Source organism: Hymenobacter psychrophilus (genome assembly GCF_900107135.1).
GTDB lineage: Bacteria > Bacteroidota > Bacteroidia > Cytophagales > Hymenobacteraceae > Hymenobacter > Hymenobacter psychrophilus.
Genome location: NZ_FNOV01000018.1, coordinates 1 through 19,495 on the forward strand (window position 1 = coordinate 1; position 19,495 = coordinate 19,495).

18 protein-coding genes are annotated in these 19,495 nt (G+C 59.8%); 7 read left to right on the forward strand and 11 right to left on the reverse strand.

From position 1 onward, the window contains the following. Positions 1-38 precede the first annotated feature (38 nt). Positions 39-236: a DUF2306 domain-containing protein gene (locus BLW21_RS21355; RefSeq protein ID WP_139255328.1), complete on the reverse strand. Its 198-nt coding sequence runs from the start codon at positions 234-236 to the stop codon at positions 39-41. Between the two features lie 153 nt (positions 237-389). Continuing rightward, positions 390-1,502 (reverse strand): acyloxyacyl hydrolase, encoded by a 1,113-nt coding sequence (locus tag BLW21_RS19235; RefSeq protein ID WP_092743467.1) that lies wholly within the window; start codon positions 1,500-1,502, stop codon positions 390-392. 262 nt (positions 1,503-1,764) lie between these two features. Here BLW21_RS19235 and BLW21_RS19240 point away from each other — a divergent pair, with 262 nt between their 5' ends. From BLW21_RS19240 to BLW21_RS19260, 5 genes are all read left to right on the forward strand, one after another. Continuing rightward, positions 1,765-2,502, forward strand: a complete 738-nt coding sequence (locus tag BLW21_RS19240) for a porin family protein (protein WP_175471056.1) — start codon at positions 1,765-1,767, stop codon at positions 2,500-2,502. Positions 2,503-2,714: 212 nt separating this feature from the next. Next, a complete protein-coding gene (locus BLW21_RS19245; protein WP_092743471.1) occupies positions 2,715-3,308 on the forward strand; it encodes a porin family protein in 594 nt (197 codons plus the stop codon). Positions 3,309-3,900: 592 nt separating this feature from the next. Continuing rightward, entirely contained in the window at positions 3,901-4,491 is a 591-nt protein-coding gene (locus BLW21_RS19250) for a porin family protein (RefSeq protein ID WP_092743473.1), read from the forward strand. A gap of 208 nt (positions 4,492-4,699) precedes the next feature. Beyond that, complete coding sequence (locus tag BLW21_RS19255; RefSeq protein WP_092743475.1) at positions 4,700-5,302, forward strand: porin family protein; 603 nt, start codon at positions 4,700-4,702, stop codon at positions 5,300-5,302. 185 nt (positions 5,303-5,487) lie between these two features. After that, on the forward strand, positions 5,488-6,147 hold the full coding sequence (locus BLW21_RS19260) for a porin family protein (RefSeq protein ID WP_092743477.1): 660 nt from the start codon (positions 5,488-5,490) through the stop codon (positions 6,145-6,147). Positions 6,148-6,269: 122 nt separating this feature from the next. Here BLW21_RS19260 and BLW21_RS19265 read toward each other — a convergent pair whose 3' ends face one another. From BLW21_RS19265 to prmA, 6 genes are all read right to left on the reverse strand, one after another. Continuing rightward, the gene (locus BLW21_RS19265) at positions 6,270-7,634 is read right to left on the reverse strand and encodes a dipeptidase (protein ID WP_092743479.1); all 1,365 of its coding nucleotides are present in this window, start codon (positions 7,632-7,634) and stop codon (positions 6,270-6,272) included. Positions 7,635-7,694: 60 nt separating this feature from the next. Further along, positions 7,695-8,111: an STAS/SEC14 domain-containing protein gene (locus BLW21_RS19270; protein ID WP_092743481.1), complete on the reverse strand. Its 417-nt coding sequence runs from the start codon at positions 8,109-8,111 to the stop codon at positions 7,695-7,697. Positions 8,112-8,157: 46 nt separating this feature from the next. After that, on the reverse strand, positions 8,158-8,628 hold the full coding sequence (locus BLW21_RS19275; RefSeq protein ID WP_092743482.1) for a hypothetical protein: 471 nt from the start codon (positions 8,626-8,628) through the stop codon (positions 8,158-8,160). A 135-nt stretch (positions 8,629-8,763) separates the two neighbouring features. Then, the gene (gene plsY, locus BLW21_RS19280) at positions 8,764-9,405 is read right to left on the reverse strand and encodes a glycerol-3-phosphate 1-O-acyltransferase PlsY (RefSeq protein ID WP_092743484.1); all 642 of its coding nucleotides are present in this window, start codon (positions 9,403-9,405) and stop codon (positions 8,764-8,766) included. Positions 9,406-9,586: 181 nt separating this feature from the next. After that, positions 9,587-14,725, reverse strand: a complete 5,139-nt coding sequence (locus BLW21_RS19285) for a hypothetical protein (RefSeq protein ID WP_092743486.1) — start codon at positions 14,723-14,725, stop codon at positions 9,587-9,589. Between the two features lie 329 nt (positions 14,726-15,054). Further along, the gene (gene prmA, locus BLW21_RS19290) at positions 15,055-15,891 is read right to left on the reverse strand and encodes a 50S ribosomal protein L11 methyltransferase (RefSeq protein WP_092743488.1); all 837 of its coding nucleotides are present in this window, start codon (positions 15,889-15,891) and stop codon (positions 15,055-15,057) included. Between the two features lie 165 nt (positions 15,892-16,056). Between prmA and BLW21_RS19295 the strand changes: the two genes are divergently transcribed. After that, positions 16,057-16,770 carry a hypothetical protein gene (locus tag BLW21_RS19295; protein WP_092743490.1) on the forward strand — a complete coding sequence of 238 codons (714 nt, stop codon included), beginning with the start codon at positions 16,057-16,059 and terminating at the stop codon, positions 16,768-16,770. 14 nt (positions 16,771-16,784) lie between these two features. Next, positions 16,785-17,111, forward strand: coding sequence for an OmpA family protein (locus BLW21_RS19300; RefSeq protein WP_175471057.1), 327 nt, complete (start codon positions 16,785-16,787; stop codon positions 17,109-17,111). A 251-nt stretch (positions 17,112-17,362) separates the two neighbouring features. Here BLW21_RS19300 and BLW21_RS19305 read toward each other — a convergent pair whose 3' ends face one another. The 3 genes from BLW21_RS19305 to BLW21_RS19315 form a co-directional block, all read right to left on the reverse strand. Beyond that, the gene (locus BLW21_RS19305; protein WP_175471058.1) at positions 17,363-17,674 is read right to left on the reverse strand and encodes a 7(1) septoil knot domain-containing protein; all 312 of its coding nucleotides are present in this window, start codon (positions 17,672-17,674) and stop codon (positions 17,363-17,365) included. A 192-nt stretch (positions 17,675-17,866) separates the two neighbouring features. Further along, positions 17,867-18,631: a triose-phosphate isomerase gene (gene tpiA, locus BLW21_RS19310; RefSeq protein WP_092743495.1), complete on the reverse strand. Its 765-nt coding sequence runs from the start codon at positions 18,629-18,631 to the stop codon at positions 17,867-17,869. A gap of 52 nt (positions 18,632-18,683) precedes the next feature. Beyond that, a complete protein-coding gene (locus tag BLW21_RS19315) occupies positions 18,684-19,487 on the reverse strand; it encodes a tryptophan-rich sensory protein (protein ID WP_092743497.1) in 804 nt (267 codons plus the stop codon). Between the last annotated feature and the right edge of the window lie 8 nt (positions 19,488-19,495).

Below are 19,495 nucleotides of genomic sequence, written 5' to 3' on the forward strand. Positions count from 1 at the left end.
GGCCCTGACCATGCAGCAATTTCACTTCCTGGCCTTTGTCACGCTCCTGCTGGCAAAAGGCGTTTTCCGGGCCACCAGTCCATAACAGGCTCTAGCATGGCCCAGAAAAATACGCGTCCCCAGAGCCGATGCGCCGCCCCACCCTTACGCACAAGTAGCGCCACCGGGGCCACGAAAAAGCCGGTAAAGCCCGCCGCAATATGCAGCCAGCGGTTGAGGTGCAGAAAGGTTTCCATGGGCGAACGAGCTTAGGCAGATGAGGCGCTAAAGCACAGCATTCGGCCGCTTAATTGCACGTATCTGTCACCGAAGCAGCAGATAGGCAGCTTCAACCGGCAGCTGCAGGGGCCGAGCCGGTTTGTGGCATGTGCTGGCTCCTTCGCCAACCGCTACAGCTTCACGCCGAGTCGCCACTCAATCACATCGGCTGCTCCGCGATGCACTTTTAGGTCGATGCCGCCGAAGACACGGGGCGTGAAGTGGTATTTGAGGCCCAGGCGCTCGTAATAGAACTTGTTGGATTTGTAGGGATTGTACACGTAAAAACCCAGGTGCGACACGAAGGCCAACCGGCCAAAAAGCAGCTCGTGGCCCACGTAGGCCCCCGCCTTCTTTACGTCGGTGAGGGGCGCGGAGGTGCGGGCTGAGTCGCGCTGCTGGGCGTTCAGGCTGCGGTCATAAAAGCCTTCGAGACCGACTACGAGGTTGGATTTGCGGTTGACGCGCCGGCCCGCCGCCAGCGTGATGGAGTTCACGAGGTAGCGCCGCGAGTCCGACTGGCTCCACTGCTTCCCCCCAACCGAAGTGCTTATGTTGAAGAAATTCTGGCCCAGGTCGGCGGGTGCCGGCGCCGGGGCCTGATCGAGGGGGCGGAAGGGGCGCTGCTGGTGGTAGTTGAGGCCCACGAGCACGGTGGGCAGGTTGATGCCGAAATTGGGCTTGGTGGTTGCCCCGTTGGAATAGTGGTTCAGGCCCAGGCCCAGCAGCAGTCCCAGGTGCTCGGTCAGGGCCACATCGTACTCCAGCCGGGTTTGGATGGTGGCGTTGAAGCGGGAGCTGACAATGTTGTTCTTTTTATTGGTTTCCGGATCGAACGGCACCGGGAAATAACCCACGCCCGTGCCGATGCGGAAGTTAAGCTCGGTGTGCCGGCTGTGCCAGAACGACTTGTTGAGGTAAAACCCGGCGGCGTAGGAGCGGCCCAGCCGGGGGTTGTGGTAGTCGTAGTAGGTGAGGGCCAGGCCTATTTTGGGGTAGCGGTACCAGGCGTGCCAGGGTTGCTGGCCGTTGGTTTGGCGCTGCACGTTTATTTCGACGCCCGTGGGGTGCGACACGGCCAGATGACGGATAGAGGGCGTGTGCGGGATGATGAAGCTGCCCAGCCCGTAGGCCCCTACTACCAGCGGCCCGGCCGGTTGGCTGGCTGGCTGCTGAGCCCGGGCCGCCGCCGAAGCCAGCGCCGCCAGCCCGCCGGCCAGCCCCAAAACGTACCAATTCATCATAAAAAGCGCACGGGCAGAAAGGGCAAAAGTAATGAAACTGCCCTGAAGCGCGGGCCGGAAACCTGCGCTATTTTTTCTTTCTGCAACCTGCTAACAACGTGTTAATTAGACGGAAACGATTGATTGCCAACGACGTCAGCGGCCCGCTAGGCAACAACCCTGGCTTCCGTTTCTACGATATGAGGCCCTGAAAACCATGAGGGACGTGGCTATGATGGTCGGTGAAGTGGTTTATAACCCGCGTTTTCAATTCCTCACTCGTATGAAAAAAATTGCAGCACTCACGCTGGCGCTTGCTTCGGCAGCCACCGTGGCCCACGCGCAGAGCGCCACCCGTTTCGGCGTGCGTTTCGGTGGTACTTACTCGACCATCGGCGGTAAAAACGCCGATCAGGTGCAGGGCTTCACCGGCTCCAACGATTATAAACTGGGCTATAACGCTGGCATTTCGGCGCAGTTCCCACTCAGCAGCGACGGTTTCTGGACCATTGCTCCCGAACTGATTTACAACCGCAAAGGCTTCGAACGCAGCTACAAACTGTCGGACCGCAACACGCTTACAACCAATGGCTACGCGGCTAATGTAGACAAGGTGAGCTTCGAGAACAAGCGCGTGCTGAGCTACATCGACCTGCCGATTCCGGTGCGGGTAAATACGGCTCCGGGCGGCTCCGGGCTGTACTTCGAACTTGGCCCGCAGGTTGGCTACATGGTTGCCTCCAAGCAGGAAACCACGCTTACCGTAAAGTACAGCGGCAATCAGTCGGATATGGTAACCAAGTCGCCCGAGAACAAAGCCAAAGAAGATCTGGCTAGCTTCGATATAGGTGGCGTGGCCGGTCTGGGCTATCAGACCGAAAGCGGCATTAGCATTGGGGTGCGTTACAACCAAGGCCTCAAAACGCTGTTCGATACCAAGAATGTGTCGGCCAAAAACGAGCCTAAGGCTTTCAACCGTGCCTTCATGGTGCAGGTTGGCTACTTGCTGCCAACCCGCTAAGCCAGCAGTCTGCGTTTTAGCTAAAAGAGCGGCTCCTCTTCGGAAGGGCCGCTCTTTTTTTGCGGCCTTTTAGCCAAATAAAGCCAGCCGGAACAGGAGCCGTAAACTCGTGGCGTTCAGTCTGTGAAAAAGATAGCCGCTAGGTTCGCGATAATATTGCACACTTCTGTTTTTACCATACCTTCGCGGCCTCATATTCACTTCATTTCTTTATGAAAAAACTATTTCTCGTTCTGCTGGCCTCGGCTGGCATCACCTCGGCCGCTCATGCCCAAGGTGCTCGTTTGGGAGTAAAGGCCGGCGCCAGCCTCACCAACTTCGTTGGAGAAGATGCTGATGGCGTAACCAACAAGATTGGGGTACACGGCGGCTTCGTGGCGGAGTTGGGCATTACCGACAATTTTGCCATTCAGCCAGAAGTGCTGTTCTCAATGAAAGGCGCCAAAGTTGAAGATCTCGACAATGTGCGCATCAATCAAAGCTACATTGATGTGCCGGTGTTGCTGAAGGTAAAAGCTGATGGATTGTTCTTCGAAGCCGGGCCGCAGGTAGGCTTGCTTATCGGCTCCAAAACAAAGGATGACGATATATCCTTCAACTCGAAAGACGGCTTTAAAACAGTAGACTTTGGCTACGTAGCTGGTTTGGGCTACGAGTTCAGCAGTGGCCCAATGATTGGCTTGCGCTATAATGGTGGCATTACCAAAGTAGCGAAGGAGGAAGACGGCGCCAATTCCAGCGATATGCCTAACGTTCGCAATAGCGCGTTCCAGCTCTACGTTGGCTTCATGTTCGGCGGCAAGTAGAAGCCAGGTATTACCGGTTAGCTCTACATGAAATGCCTTCCCCACACGGGGAAGGCATTTTTATTGGCTGAAAAATAATCGGATAAGTTGCCGGGTGGGCCTCTGCAAAAGCTTCGGCCAGTTCCGGGCTGCCAACTTTTCGCATAGCTTCGCGCTTGGTTTTACTCTCTTCCTCCCGCAGCCGAAGCGCACGAGCTTCCTGTCTCTCTGCTGACGGCTGGGGCCGCTGCAGGCTACGCTACAACCAGGGCCTCTAACCGCCGATTGATATCAGGATTATAACGGCCAAGGATGAGCCCGAGGCTCTCAGACGTGCTTCCACAGTGTAGGTTGGTTGCGTGCTGCCAATCCGTTAGGGCAGCAGTGTTGAGCAAAACGGATCAGAAAGGTTGTCTTGCTACAGAAAGCCGACCTTTCTGATTGGCGATTAACAAAGAATATAGGCCAAGCGCCGGTTGTTCAGAAGTGAAAGAAAAGCAGGGTGTAAGCACATAGTTTTCAACGCTAAAAAAACAGGCATTGGTACTTTTGCGGTATTGCGCAAGTTGGTTTTTACCATACCTTCGCGCCCTCATATTCACTTCATTTTTCTATGAAAAAACTATTTTTTGTTCTGTTGGCTTCGGCTGGCATCAGTTCGGCGGCCCACGCGCAAGGTGCCCGCTTAGGCCTGAAAATTGGTACTAGTCTCAGCAATTTTGTTGGAGAAGATGCTGATGGCGCGTCTAATAAATTCGGAATAAATGGCGGCTTCGTGGCTGAGCTAGGTATCACTGATAATTTTGCCATTCAGCCGGAAGTTATTTTCTCGATGAAAGGGGCCAAAATCGATGAATTCGATGCGCGCTACAACCAAAACTACGTGGATGTGCCGGTGCTGCTAAAGATAAAAGCCAACGGGCTGTTCTTTCAGGCCGGTCCGCAGGTCGGCCTGCTTATCGATTCCAAAGTAAAAAACGATGCAGTTACTGTCAATTCGGCTGGTGTTTTCAAAACGATAGATTTTGGGTACGTGGCCGGTTTGGGGTATGAACTCAGCAGTGGTCCGATGATTGGCCTGCGCTACAACGGCGGCATCAGCAAAGTGTATAAGAAAGAAGACCAGATGAGGGCCAGCGATTTGCCGGAGGTACGCAACAGCGCCTTCCAGCTCTACGTCGGCTTTATGTTCGGCGGTAAGTAAAAGCCTAGCGGTTTGTTTTATTGCAAAGAGGCCTTTCCCGCGCGGGAAAGGCCTCTTTATTGCTTGAAAACCAGCTGGCTGAGCTGCCACAGGGGCCTCGGCATGGGCCCGCAGCCGTCGGGGCAAGGGCTTCGGCCGGTTCCGGGCTGCCAACTTTCCGCGTAGCTTCGCGCCTGATTTTACTTTCCTGTTTCCGAAGCCAACACGCATGAACAAGCTTTTTATTTCTCTGCTGATGACCGGGGCCACTGCGGGTCTGTCGGGTACAGCCGTTGCCCAGCGTAATGTGTCGCTGGGCCTGAAGGCGGGGGCTTCGCTCTCCAATCTGGTGGGCAAAGATGCCAAGCCCTACCAGGATATTGTGGGTTTTCAGGCCGGTGGCTTTGCCAATATTGGCTTTACCCGTCTGTTCGCCTTCCAGCCCGAAATCATCTACTCGCGCAAAGGTGCCAAGCTCGAAACGCCCGACCTAACCACGCGGCTCGACTACGTGGACGTGCCAATGGCCTTCCATGCCAATGCCGGCGGGCTGTTCTTTGAGGCGGGTCCGCAGGTCGGCTTCCTTATATCGGCCAAAGACAAGCTTGGAAGTGCCACCACCGATGTCAAGGACTTCTATAACACGGTTGATTTCGGCTACCTGTTTGGCCTGGGCTACCAGCGCAAAGCCGGCCCCGGCATTGGGCTGCGCTACAACGGCGGCTTCACCAACGTGCGCGAGGCCCTGACGGTTGGCAGCACCAAGTTTCAGGAGCAGCGCCGCAACAGCGTGTTCCAGCTCTACGCCACGTTCTCGTTTCAGGGCCGGTAAGCCGCCTCCTACGGCCGCTTCCCGAGCGGCCCGACCCTGCGTTTAGGGGCCTGATTGCCAGCTGGCCTGGCGGCACCATTGCCGGGCCGGGTCAAATAAACCGTCCGGATGAGCCGTTATGGCACACTTTTTCGTTAGTTGGTCGTTATACCCTTGCAATTTTCACCAACCAGATTCCCCTTCCTATGAAAAAGTCTCTGCTGGCTGCGGCCGCTCTGCTCGCTACTTTTGCCGTCTCCGAAACCAAGGCCCAGGGCATTCGCCTCGGCCTGAAAGGCGGCGCCAACCTCTCGAACTTGGCCGGTGACTTGGCCAATAAGGACGGTTACGACTACAAAGTCGGCTTCCACGGCGGCCTGATGCTCAACGTTGGCCTGATTGACGACGGCTTCCTCTCGCTGCAGCCCGAAGTGCTGTACTCACAGAAGGGCTACAAGTACGATACCAACCAGGCATTCGGACTTTACAAGCGCGAGGGCGATGTAACCTACAATTACATTGATGTGCCGGTGCTGCTCAAAGTGAAGGCTGGCAACCTGTTCTTCGAGGCCGGCCCCCAGTACAGTTACCTGCTGAAGGTAAAGGACGAGTCGACCCGCTCGCTCAATGGCACCGCAGTTGCCCGCACGGCCGCCGAAAAGGACCTCAGCAACGTCAACCGCAATGAGTTCGGCTACGTGGCCGGCCTGGGCGTGCAAACCGATATGGGCCTGATGCTAGGCGTGCGCTACAACGGCGCCCTCACCGATTTCGCCAAAAACAACAGCTATAACAACGGTGAGCTGACCAACGCCCGCAACCAGGTGTTCCAGGTTTCGCTGGGCTACCTGCTGCCAAACCGGTAAGCACCCACCAGTACGGGGCCACCAGTACGGGGCGCAACTCGATAGCGCTCCATTAATAGAGAAGCCCGCCCAGCAATGTTGCTGGGCGGGCTTCTCTATTAATGGCTCTAATGTCCATTGGCTTACTTCATGGCCGCGGCGTAGTTGCGGTAGAAGTGCGGGATGGTTTCGATGCCTTTCAGGAAGTTGAAAACGCCGTAGTGCTCGTTGGGCGAGTGGATGGCGTCGGAGTCGAGGCCGAAGCCGAGCAGGACGGTATCCAGGCCCAGCTCGCTTTTGAACATGGCCACGATGGGGATGGAGCCGCCGCCACGGGTGGGCACGGGACGCTTGCCGAAGGTCGTTTCCATGGCGTCGGCGGCGGCCTGATAGGCCACCGAGTCGGTGGGCGTTACCACGGGCTCGCCGCCATGGTGGGGCTTCACTTTCACGGTTACGCCGCTGGGGGCGATGCTGGTGAAGTGCTTTTGGAACAGGGCCGTAATTTCTTCGGAGGTCTGGTTGGGCACCAGGCGCATCGAGATTTTGGCGTAGGCCTTGGAGGCAATAACGGTTTTGGCACCCTCGCCGGTGTAGCCGCCCCAGATGCCGTTCACATCCAGCGTGGGCCGGATGCCCACGCGCTCGACGGTGGTGTAGCCCTTTTCGCCGTACACGTCGGGCAGGCCGATGCTCTGCTTGAACTCGTCGTCGGAGTGGGGCACGCGGTTGAGCTCGGCGCGCTCCTCGCTCGTCAGCTCGGTCACGTTCTGGTAGAACTCGGGGATGGTGATGTGGTTGTTTTCGTCGTGCAGCGAGGCAATCATCTTGCAGAGCACGTTGATGGGGTTGGCCACCGCGCCGCCGTAGAGGCCCGAGTGCAGGTCGCGGTTGGGGCCGGTTACCTCCACCTCGTGGTAGCTCAGGCCGCGCAGGCCCACCTCAATGCTGGGCTGGTCGTTGGAGAGCATGCCGGTATCCGACACCAGAATAACGTCGGCCTTGAGCTTCTCCTTATTAGCCCGCACGAAGATGCCCAGGTTGTTAGAGCCGACTTCCTCTTCGCCCTCAATCATGATTTTGATGTTGCAGGGGAATTCGCCCGCCTGCTTCATCACCTCCAGCGCCTTTACGTGCATGTACACCTGGCCCTTGTCGTCGCAGGCCCCGCGGGCGTAAATCTTACCGTCTTTAATCACGGGCTCGAAGGGCGGCGAATCCCACAGTTCGTAGGGGTCGGCGGGCTGCACGTCGTAGTGGCCGTACACGAGCACGGTGGGCAGGTTGGGGTCCACCATTTTCTCGCCGTACACGATGGGGTTGCCGGCCGTGGGGCACAGCTCCACGTTGTCGAGGCCTACTTCTTCGAAGCGAATTTTCAGGTATTCGGCGGCTTTGGTAATGTCGCCCGCAAATTTGGGGTCGGCCGAAACCGATGGAATACGGAGCCAATCAATCAGCTCGGTGAGGAAGCGGTCCTGGTTGTTTTGCAGATAGTTGGTATCCATAAAGGTCGGTTTAAGTGTGAAGGGAAAGACAAGGAGTAGTCCGGGCCGCTGATATGGGGCCTAGCGGGCTGGCCCGCTGTGCTCGCGTAGCCACTCCATAGCCGATTGCTCGTCGCTGAACATACGTACCTCGAAGGCCTTTAGCTGGGCATAAAAGCTTTGGGCCGACTCGTCGGCCAGCGAATCGGGCGTGGTAATCATGGCAAAGTAGCGCAGGCCAGCGGCGGCGGCATTGGGGGCCCACTCGTTGAGCACCCACTCCAGCGAGTGGTCCCAGGGCCCGATAACTTTGCGCGTGTCGTTGAGTACGCACCGGTAGCCCGACTCGGCCAGGGCGGTGGTGTAGGCATGGGCGCCGGCCTTGATGCTATCGGCCGTGAGGTAGCCCACCCAGTCCACCGCAATCCAGCGGTCAACCCCGTTGTCCTCAACCGTAATGTAGGGTCGGCCCAGGGAGCTTTTAAGTTCTTGTTTCATGACGACGACGGCGAAGAGAAGCAGCGGATAGGAAAAAGAGAGAGAATCAGCCGGCAGCGGGCCCGTGCAGGGCCTGGCGCAGCCACTGCTTGGCTTCGGGCAGGGTGCGATGATGCAGTACTTCGATGGCATAAGCATCGGCCGCCTCGGTGTTGGCCGTGTAGTTCTGCACGGCCATCTGCCCAAATACCGTTTCGGGCGATACGAAACCCACGTGCCGGATGCCGGCGGCGTAGGCCCGCGGGTTCCAGTCGGTACGGAGCCAGTGCTGGTCGTCGGTGGTTACGGCGCTTACCTGGCGGGTATCGGCCAGCCAGCCCAGGGGCTGCGTGCGGTGGCTTTCCTGGATGTAAAGGGCCAGGCCCCGATCCATGAGCGAGCGAAACTGCTGGCGGTTGGCAAAAGTATGCCACTGCACAATCAGGCAGGGTACCTCCGGAGCCAGCAGCATACTCCCGTAAGACTCGGTAATAAGGGTACTGTCGGGCACGAGCGAGGGAATGAGTACAATGACCATAACTTACCGGACTCCCGGCCAAGCGGGCCGGCGGCAGTTCACGCGCAAACATACCGAAAGCAGCCCGCATGCCCAAGCTGGGCCTGAACCTGTTGTTGGCAGACGGAGTATGTCGGCGGCTTCGGAAACGATTGGCTACCGCTTATCCCAGGGCATGGGTACACGGCTTTCGGTACCGGCACGCAGGCGTCCGATGTTGGCGCGGTGGGTGTAAACGAGCAGGGCCGCCAGCACGAAACCGAACCAGAGCAGCAGCTGGTTATCGGGCCGGAAGGCGGGCAGCAGCTGTAGCAGCGCGAACGTAGCGCCGGCGCTCATGCTGCTGAGCGACACGTAACGCGAAATCAGCAGCACCGTAATGAACACCAGAATGCAGACGCCCACCGTGGCCGGCGCAATGGCCAGCATCATACCCAGCACCGTGGCCACGCCCTTGCCGCCCCGAAAGCCCGCCCAGATGGGGTAAATGTGCCCCACTACCGCCAGCACCCCGCAGGCCAGCTGAAAGTACAGCAGCTGCTGGGGCAAAATGGCACCCTGGCCCAACATTACGGTAGCCAGCGAGGTAGCGGCCCAGCCCTTGAGCACGTCCACGGCCATCACGAACGAGCCCGGCTTCTTGCCCAGCACCCGAAACGTGTTGGTAGCACCCGAGTTGCCCGAGCCATGCTCGCGAATGTCGAGCCCGAAAAAGGCCCGCCCCACCCACAGGGCCGTCGGGATGGAGCCGACAAGGTAAGCGGCCACCAGCAGGCCCAGCACTAACGGTAGATTCATGCGGAAAGGGGAGAAGAAGGGTAAAGATAAGCCGTAGCGCGAAGCTTATGCTTCGCTGAGCATCGAACGAAACCAGACCAGCGGCTGGAACGCTACGCGAAGTGGAAGATTCGTCGTGCTGCTCTTCGGTGTGCGCTACAGGCAAAAAGACCCGGCAACCAGGCTACCGGGTCTTCCAACACTATTCGGCGAAGGGGTCGTCGCCGGCTTTCTTCTTACGCTTCTTCTCTTTCTTCGAGTCCTCTACCGGCGGCTCATCGGCGGGCGGCGCGGCCTCTACGGCCTCTTTCTTCTTTCTCTTGCCCGAGTCGTCGGTGGGGGCGGTAGTTGGGGCGGCAGCGGGGGCAGGCACATCGGCGGCGGGCTCGTTCTTCTGCTTGCGGCCTTTGCGGCCGGTTTCCTCGGCTGGGGGCGTGTCCTGCATCACGTCGTCAACGGGGTCGTTTTTCTTGCGCTTTTTCTTCTTGCCCGTATCCTCCATGAAGTCGAAATTGCCGGTGCTCTCGGGCTGGGTTACGTCGATCCGGCGCTTGGTGGTTTCGTTGAGGTAGTCTTTGCGGAAGTGGTTGAGGAAGAGCTGCACCTCCTGCTCGTCGCCGAGGTAGAAACCATATTGGGTGGCCGTATTGTAGTCGCCCTTGGCCTTGAGGCCGATGATTTCGTCGAAGGCGCCGTGCTGGGCCTTGGCCAGCAGCACGTTGTTGCTGTACTTGAGGTAGTACCAGGTGCGCGGCTCGGCTTCCAAGTAAATGTCCACGGCGTCGCCGGTGCTTTCCTTCTTGATTTCGATGTAGCCGTCAACCAGGGAGTTGATGTCCTTCTTGCCCACGCTCACGAGTCCGATTTTACCCACCGAGTACCAGGCCCGGCGCTTCTCATCCCAGCGCATATTTACCTGGTTGAGCACCAGCGTGTGCAGGAATTTGGCCGAGAGCTTCTGCAACGACAGCGCCCCGCTCTTGCGGGTGGCGTAGTCGGTGGCCGCCGCGTTGCCGCCTATTTCGCCCACTTTATACAGCTGGCTCCGGCTGGTGTTCAGGGCCTCGGCGTTGCCGCGGGCGCCGGTGGCCAAATCCTGGCCCATGGCCTCCACCGCCTTTTCGGGCAGCACAATATCGAAGGCCATGAACGTGTCGATGTCGTAAATGGCGCTGTCGGGTTTGGCGTAGCCCAGGCCGGCGGCCGTCAGGGTGTAGTCTTTGTTGGAGGTGATGAGGTTAAGCTTACCGCGGAAGTTGAGCGCCCCGGTCGAGTCCTGCAGCGTGAGCACCGCACCCTCGTAGATGTCGGGGTCGGCGTAGTTGTGGCGGCTGATGGCGTACTGGCGGCGGCGCTGGTCGTAGCTGAGTGTGCCGTCCACGGTAAACAGGTTGGCGTCCGTCACGCTGGGCTTGGCGGCCACAAACAGCGGGTACACCTTGCCGGTGCTCTCCGACATAAACAGGCCAGAGAGCATGGGCGTGCCGCTTTCATCCTTGGGCCCGTTGAGCTTGATGCGGATACGCTTCGGGTCGATGGTATCCTGCACGGCAAACCAGTCGGAGGCCGAAGTGGCCTTCACGAAGTTGAGCTTGGCCTGGCCATCGAACGAGAAGCCTTTTTTCTGCGAGTTCATCTTCACCCCGCCCCGGAAACCAATGCGCGGGGCCAGGTTGAACTTGTCGGCCGCCGCAATGGTGGCCACAGCCAGCGTGGGCGGCGAAACCGGCGCATCGCTGGCGTCGGGGCCGCGCTTCAATAGCCCACTGCCCTTTTTGCCGACAGTGTTCATGGCCACGGCCGTTGCCATAGAGTCGACCCGGAAATTGGCAAACTTGATGGCGAATGAGTCGGCCGAGGTTTTGTAGTTGTAGAGGGCGTTACCGCTGAAGGCCGTGCGCGAAAGCACCCGAATCTGCCCCTGGTACAGCTGGTGGTATTTCTGGAGCGTGTCCATGATGATGCTGGCGTTCTTGAACTCGCGCATGCGGGCGTTGGGCAGCACATACACCCGGTTCGAGTCGGGCACAATCCAAGCGTCGGCCGAGGAAATGCGCGGCACGCCGCCGGCCACCAGCTGGTAGCGGCTTAGGTCGTACTGGCCGCTCGAAGCCTGGAACTTAAGGCCCTGCTGCTCGGGCAAAGTGCTGTAGAAGTAGGAGCGCGACGAGTCGGCTCCGGGGGCCAGGCGCAGCTGCACAAGCTTCTTTTTAAAGTCCCACTTGCCACCCGATAGCGTGGTGCGGTAGTCGGAGTAGGGCAGGTCGATGCTCGACTTGTTATCCGACGATTCGCGGGCAAACTCCGTGGTGCCGCCCTTTAAATCGTAGGTGAAGCTGACGTTGTTGGCCGTCAGGGCCGGCTTGTTTACCTCGGCCGATTTGATGTTGAACGTGGCCCGCTGGCCGGTGTATTGCGTGGGCTTGAACTGAAAGGCCGTGGAACGCACGAACGACTGCGGCCCGTCCATCACCCCGTCGCCGCGCAGGCCGCCGGGCGAGTACGTGAGCGTGCCCTTAAAGCCGTAGGCCACGTCGTAGATGCGGAAGGCCTCGCCCTTGGGCTGGCTCGTCAGGTACATCGAATCCTGGCGCACGGCCCACTTCATCTGGTAGCCGGGCAGCAAATCCACCTTCGCAAACTCGGTACCGTTGAGTGGGCCGGGCAGAATGCTGGCCGTCTTGCCCACCGTCACCACCGAGTCTTTATAGAAGATGAACTGGTCGCTGCTGAAGTCGCCGGTCAGGTACTTGATGTTGCCGATGCCCTGCAGGCCCCGGTTGCTCATGCTGACTTTGTTATAAAGCGTACCCTTGGTGCCATAGAGCGGGAAACCGGCCTTGGGCACGTCGTACACGAAGCCCAGCGAACCGTCGTCCTGCATGCTGAGCTTGGTTTTGAATTCGGGCATAATGCCGCCCGACACGAAGGTGCCCTTGAAGCCCACCGCCGCCCGGTTCTTGTTGTTGAGCGAGTCAAGCTTAAAGGGCGGGATGTCGAAGTAAAGCGTGGTATCGTAGGCGCCGCCGAGCACTTCGGGCTTGTTGAAAAACACGTAGGCGCCGGTGCTTGCATCGAACGAGGGGTAGGCCCCCAGCTTTTTGCGGCCCGATTTGTTGTTGGGCGCATTGATGTACAGCCGGCCGGCGGAAGTCTTGCTCTTGTTGGTCAGGGCCCAGTCGAGCTCCTTGCGGGCCTTCATCACCGAGCCCTTCGAGCCCTTGCCCTTCACAATGATGGAGTCAATCTTCACCAGATCGATGTAGAAGCCGTCGTAATCGAACTTGAACTCCTTGCCCTTGAAGATGAAGGCCGAGGCCACCACCGTACCGTTGAACTGGACACCCCGGTTTTTCTGAATCCGCACGATACTCGAATCGGGCTTCACAAACACGGTCACCGAGTCGTCGGAGAAGTTGAAGCGGTCCACGCCCCGCACAATCAAATCGTTGGTGTTCAGATCGAGCGTGGCGTTTTTGCCCGAGGGCGAAAGGCTTTTGAGCGAGAGGTGGTCGTAGTCTTTTTTGCCGCGCGAGGAGTTTACGTAGTGCATCGCCTTGGGCAGCAGCACCACCTGGTCGGTTTGCGGGTACCAGCCCACGTAGCCGTCGCGGGCCAGGCCGGCGGCCACCGAGCGCACATTGTCCACCTTCAGCTTGCGGAATGCGGCCACATCCTGCACCGTAAACAGCCGCTTATTGCCGTTTTCGAGGCTGTAGCCCACCATCATTTGCAGCGGGTGCAGCTTGTTAATGGTCTTGATTTGCTGGTAGCGGGTGTTGGTGTAGAACTCCTTCGACTCGAAGCCGGCGGCTACCTGGTTTTTAGCCGTCAGGATGGAGAAATCGATGTAGGGTGTGCGTACCGGCCAACTCAGCAGCTCGGTCGTAATCTCCATCTGGTGGTAGGAGTCGTAGTAGGCCGTGTTCTTGTAGAGGCCCTGCTCGCGGCTGAGCTGCAGCAGCTGGGTGGATTTGTTGTACTTGAGCTTCACACCCGGGTGCGTGACCGAGTCGTTTTTGCCCTGAAAAATAGTAATGGCCGCGTGCTGCGCCGTCAGCAACGAGTCGCCCAGCAGGTAGGAGCGCGAGGCGGCCCGGAATTTGGGCTGGCCGGCCACATCTACGATAATGCTCGACAGCGAGCCATCGAGCGAGGCCGACAGGGCCTGGGTGCCCGCCAGCGAGAAGCCCCCGAAGTAGCGGATGTTCTGGCCGATGTTCTTGACGCGGGCGTCGTTGGTGGTCGAGATGAAGCGCGGGTAGCCGGTGTCTTTCTGGTCGCCAGCCTTGCGCAGCACGCTTTTAAAGGCCAACCAGCCCTGCACCGGGTTTTCGAGCACGGCCGGATAGGTCAGGGTTACGGGGTTGGCCATGAACTCGGCCTTGCTGATGTCGAAATCGTAGCTGCCGAGCGCGGCTGAGGCGGGGTTGCCGTTCACTACCCAGGCAAACGTGCCCCCGTAGCCCACAAAGCGGTTCTGGCCCGGCACCACCACGCCGCTGGTTTTGGCAATGTACACCGAGTCGGAGGCCGTGGTCAGCAGCAGGTCGGCGTTGTCCACCATGATTACCGCGCCGCGGGTAGTGGGCGTAACGTAGCCGGTGGCGTAGGCTGCGCTGGCGTCGCCCCAGCCCGAATCGGCGGGCTTGGCGCCCTTCTTGGCGGGCGCGTCGTCGGTGGCCCAGGGGTCATCGTCGCCCCAGCCGCTGCTTTTCTTGGCCGATTTGGGGGCCGAACCCGCGGGAGCAGCTGGCGCGGCGGCCACTGGCGGGGCCAGGGGTGGCAGGTCGGCGGCGTTGTAGGCGAAACGGAACTGCCCGCCCACTACGCGCAACGAGCTGTAGCGTGAGCGGTGCAGAAAGCGGGTATCGAGGAAGCGGGCGGCCGTATTGAGAAACTTTTCGGCATCGACGGGCGGCTCTTTTTCCAACACCTTACCCACCGTGTTGAGCAACTGGGTCATCTGGTCGTCACTCAGGTTTTGCACCAGTGCGCCGGCGGCAATGGCCGTAAAAAAGTCCTCGAAATGGGGCCGTGCCCGCAGCTTGCGCGCCAGCATATACTGGCTCAGCGACACAATATAGCGCTGCTGGGTGGCCGTGAGGCGGTTGCTGGCCCACACCTGCTGCAGGCGGGTGCCGGCGGCTTTGGCAGCGGCGTTGTTGGTGGTGGCCATCAGGGCCTGCACATCCACCATAAACTGCTCGGGCTCCGAGCTGAACTTGCCCGCAAATTTGACTGGGGCCGGAGCCGCTACCGGGGCGCCGGGCTTGGCGGCCGGGGCCGGCTTCTGCTGGGCTACTGCCGGAGCCGCTAAGCCCAGGCTAAGCAGCAACATCCCAAGCCATGTGAAAGCAACCTGCTTCATAGTGTGTAGCGTGTTCATCAAATCAACCATACATAAGCCGGGCCGGCCGGCAACCGGCATGGCCTGCTGAAAATTGCACTCTTGCCAGCCAGCTCTGCGCGCGGGCCCAGGCAGGCTTTTGCGCATTAAGTCAGCTAACCGCCTACAATTTCGGCAAAAGCCGGCACTTTCCGAGGGCTTTGGCAGGCTGCCTAGCTACATTCCTACTCTACCCGTTTTTACTTATATTCTGATAGTCACTGGCTTCTCGTCAAAAAAAACGGCCCCGACCAGTTGGTCGGGGCCGCGAGGCGGGCGGGTTAGGCCGGCTGCCGGAAAATGGCCGACACCCAGTGGTTCTGGGTACGGTGGCTTTCGTAGCGGAAGCCGGCCTGCTCGGCGGCGCCCCGGATCTGGGCCAGGTCTTCCTCGTAGAAGCCCGAAAACAGAATGGGGCCGCCGGGTTTCAGGTAGCGGGCGTAGGCCGGCATGTCGTCGAGCAACACGTTGCGGTTGATGTTGGCCAGGATGATATCGAAGGGCTCCTCGCCTTCCAGGGCCGAAATATCACCGAGGCGGGCCTCCACGGTGTGCTGCACGTTGTTTTCAAGGGCGTTGTCGGCGGCGTTTTCGGCCGTCCAGGGCTCCACATCCACGGCTAGTACCTTGGTGGCCCCCAATTGGGCAGCCATTACGGCCAGAATGCCGGTGCCGCAGCCCATGTCGAGCACGCGCTGGCCCTGGTGGTTTACGTCGAGCTGGTTGGTCAGCATCAGGGCCGTGGTGTCGTGGTGGCCGGTGCCGAACGACATGCGGGGCATAATCACGATGTCGTGGGCCAACTCGGGCCGGGCCGGGTGAAAGGGCGCCCGCACCGACACACGGTCGGCAATTACCAGGGGTTCAAAGTTCTTCTCCCACTCGGCGTTCCAGTTCTGGCGGGTAATAATGCGGTGGTCGAACTCAACTTCGCCCTGGCCCTGGTAGCGGGCCATAATTTCGGCCACGGCGTCGGGCGCAAACTGGTCTTCGTCGATGTAGGCGCAGAAGCCCTCGTCGTTATCTTCGAAGGTATTATATCCTACTTCGGCCAGCTCGGCTACCAGTATGTCGGCCAACTCTTGCGGCGCCTGCACGCGCAGTTCAACGTAATCCATGTTCAGGTTGAGAAATTTATGAGTCGGAATATTCCCTGGATGGGATGGCAAAGGTCGGGCAAAAAGGGCGTTTTCCCACGGCTACCAACCGGTAGTCAGCCGCTTGGCATATACATCAATTCAAATATTGCTTTATTTGAGCGCCTAACCATACGTACTCTCCTCATGAAGAACGCCCTGCGCTACCTGCTTTCCGCCGCCCTGCTGGCCCCGCTGCTCACCGGGTGCGGCAGTAAGAACGAGGCCGATGAAACGGCCGCCGACGCAACCACGACCACCGAAACGACGACCGCCGAAGTGCCGGCTGAAACCATGCCTACCGAAACCACCCCGGCTGAAACGGCCACCCCGTCGTCCGACGCAACGTTCGACCTTACTAAAGTGCCGGTTTCCACGGCCAACCTGGGTCGGTTTCCGTACGTGAGCGGGCCCAAAGGCTACAAATTTCCGAACCCCAGCGACAGCGCTTACTATGAGTTCGACCGCTCCTACGTGTACGACGGCAAGCAGCTGGTTCCGGTGGAGGGCAAAGTGCTGCGCCGGCAGTACCGGGTGATTGATGACAACAAGAAAACCTCGGAGCTGATGCAGCAGCGCAACTACGAGAACCTGATCAAGAGCCTGGGCGGCGTGCAGGTCTCATCGGCCGAGCTGCCGCGTGAGGCCATTGAAAAGGTGGGTAACGACACGTATAAAAAGTACGCCGGTAATATTTCCAGCGGGGAGCAGGTGGATACTTACCTCATCCGGCAGAAGGACAAGGAAGTCTGGATCCAGATTCAGCCCGGCGACACCTACATGGACGTGGTCGTAACCGAGCGGGCCGCTATGCCCCAGCAGGTATCCACCATTCCGGCCGACGAGCTAAAAAAAAACTAGATACCGACGGCCGGGTGGCGCTCTACGTGAACTTCGACACGGATGAAGCCACCATCCGGCCCGAGTCGGGGGCCACGGTGGCCGAGGTGGTCACGCTGCTGCGCCAGAACCCCACGTTGCGCCTGGCCGTGCAGGGCCACACCGACAACGCGGGCCCGGCGGCTCACAACCAACAGTTGTCCGAGGCCCGTGCTAAATCGGTCGTGGCCGCCCTCACCGCCGCCAGCATCAGTGCCGACCGCCTGCAGGCCGCCGGCTTCGGCCAGACCCATCCCCTGGCCAGTAATGCCACCGAAGCCGGCCGGGCCCAAAACCGCCGGGTAGAGCTGGTGAAACGCTGATTTGGTGAACGAGTGGAGCGGGCCATAAGTGCGAAGCCAGTTAGGGGCAACCCAGCTTGGCAAAACGACAGTCCCAACGAAGCAAAAAGCCCCTGACAGCCGTGCTGGCGTCAGGGGCTTTTTGCTTGCGACTCGGGGCTATGAGAAGTTTCGGGTACTTCTGCAGTGCCTGAAATTACGCAGTGATGTTGTGAAGTGCTTTCGCTTAAGCGCTACTGCGGCTGCGTAGTAGCAGTTACCCATTTATCGGCTTACCGCTGCCGGCAGCCGGCGTAGTTGCGCACTTTGGTGTACTGAAACGAGAAATCGGCCAGGTTGCGGTTGTCGGTCACGAACAGGGCGTAATCGGCAAAGTCGCGGGCCTCGGTGGAATACCAGAGGCCGGCGCGATCAGCAAACAGCTTATTGGTTTCCGGGTACACCAGCAAATCGGCAAAGGCCTCCTCGGGCTCCAGGTATACCGTAGCGAAGCAGAAGCCACGCCGCCGCGGGTCGCGCTCCAGGTACACCGAGCCATAAATACGGCAAGGGTCGATGGAGCCCACTACGGTCGCCGGACTCATCAGTGGGACCCGCGGCGGCGCGGCAAATGGGTTCAGCGCTAGTAGCCCAGAAAGGAGGAAGGGGAGAAGCATGGTGGTTAGGGCTTAGTTGGTAGCGCTTCGTGCTTGGGCAGGATACAAAAGTGCAGCTTCATAAATGATACCGAATTCGTCCAAACCAAGCACGAAGCTCAATCAACCAGGCACTAAAAACTAAAACGACTTGATAATGTCGGTGAAGTCGCGCGACTTGAGGGCCGCGCCGCCGATGAGGCCGCCGTCCACGTCGGGCTGGCTGAACAACTCGCGGGCGTTCTGGGCGTTGCAGGAGCCGCCGTAGAGGATGCTCGTGGCCATGGCGGCCTTGGCGTCGTAGGCGCGGGCCAGCTGCTCGCGGATGAAAGCGTGTACCTCCTGAGCCTGCTCGCTGGTGGCGGTTTTGCCAGTGCCAATCGCCCAGATGGGCTCGTAGGCCACGGTTACCTTATCGAACTCCTCGTTGGAGAGGTGGAACAGGCCGTCCTGGAGCTGCTTTTCGAGGTGCTTGAACGTGTCGCCTTGCTCGCGGGTCTCCAGGGTTTCGCCCACGCAGAAGATGGGCTTGAGGCCGGCGGCCAGCGCCGCTTTCAGCTTCTGGCTTAGCAGCTCGTCGTCCTCGCGGAAATACTGCCGCCGCTCCGAGTGGCCCAGAATAACGTACTCGCAACCCACCGACTGCAGCATAGCGGCCGACACCTCGCCGGTAAACGCGCCGCTGGCTTTCTGGTGGCAGTTCTGGGCACCCAAATGGAAGGCTCCGCCCTCGGGCAGCAGCTTGCCCACCGGCAGCAGAAATGGAAACGGCGGACACACCACTACCTCCACTTCGGAGCCAGTCGTTTCATCCTGTACCATGTGTACAATCTCGGAAATCAGGGCCTGGGCCTCGGGCAACGTGGTGTTCATCTTCCAGTTGCCGGCCACCATATTCTTGCGCATCGCGGGAGTTTTTAAGGGTGAGAGTTGGAGGTGCAAGTTAGGGCTTGCCTGCTTACCCCACTGTTGGCCCACGCCGGGCCGCCCACACCAGCCCCAGCGCCCCAACGGCCACTACGGCCGCGGCCAGCAGCGCCGCGCCGGCTAGAAACTGGGTGTCGGGCACCCCGTTGCGGGCCACCCAGATGCCCACCAGGCCCCAGGTAACGGCAGCCGGATAAGCCAGCTCCCGGAACCGCTTGGTTACGTTCAGGGCCAGGCCGGCCACAATACCCATCAGGATGATGCCCCACTCGATGCCCTTGGCCGGCCCCGGCTGCCAGTACTGGCCCAGCGCCACCGTGGTATTCACCACCAAGGCCACCGAAATCCAACCCAGATACAGCCCGAACGGCAGGTTCACCCACAGCGGCACGGTAGCCGGCTCGTGCCGGGCCTGCCGCCGCAGCCGCCCGTAGGCCAGGGCCAGCGCCGCCAGAATGCCCACCATTACCAGCGCGCTCAGCGGCAGCAACTCGTAGGCGAATATCACCAGCCAGCCGCCCGTCAGTACGTTCACCAGCACCAGCGGCCGGGCCAGCAAATCGGGCAGCGGGTTGCGGCGCTGACCCGGCAGCAGCTGCCACACCGCGTAGGCCAGCAGACTCAGGAAAATCAGGCCCCAGATGCTGAACGCGTAGCCGGCCGGCGTAACCGGCGTGGGGTATTTGCCCGACACCGCGGCGTTGGTCTGCCCATTGAACGGGTAGGCCTGCGACACGTAGTTGAGCGCAATATTGCCCACCGTGGCGGCGGCAGCCGCCCAGCGCCAGGCGCGGCCGGCCGGGGCAGGAGTATCAAACGAGGTAGTTGTGTTCATGGGGTGAA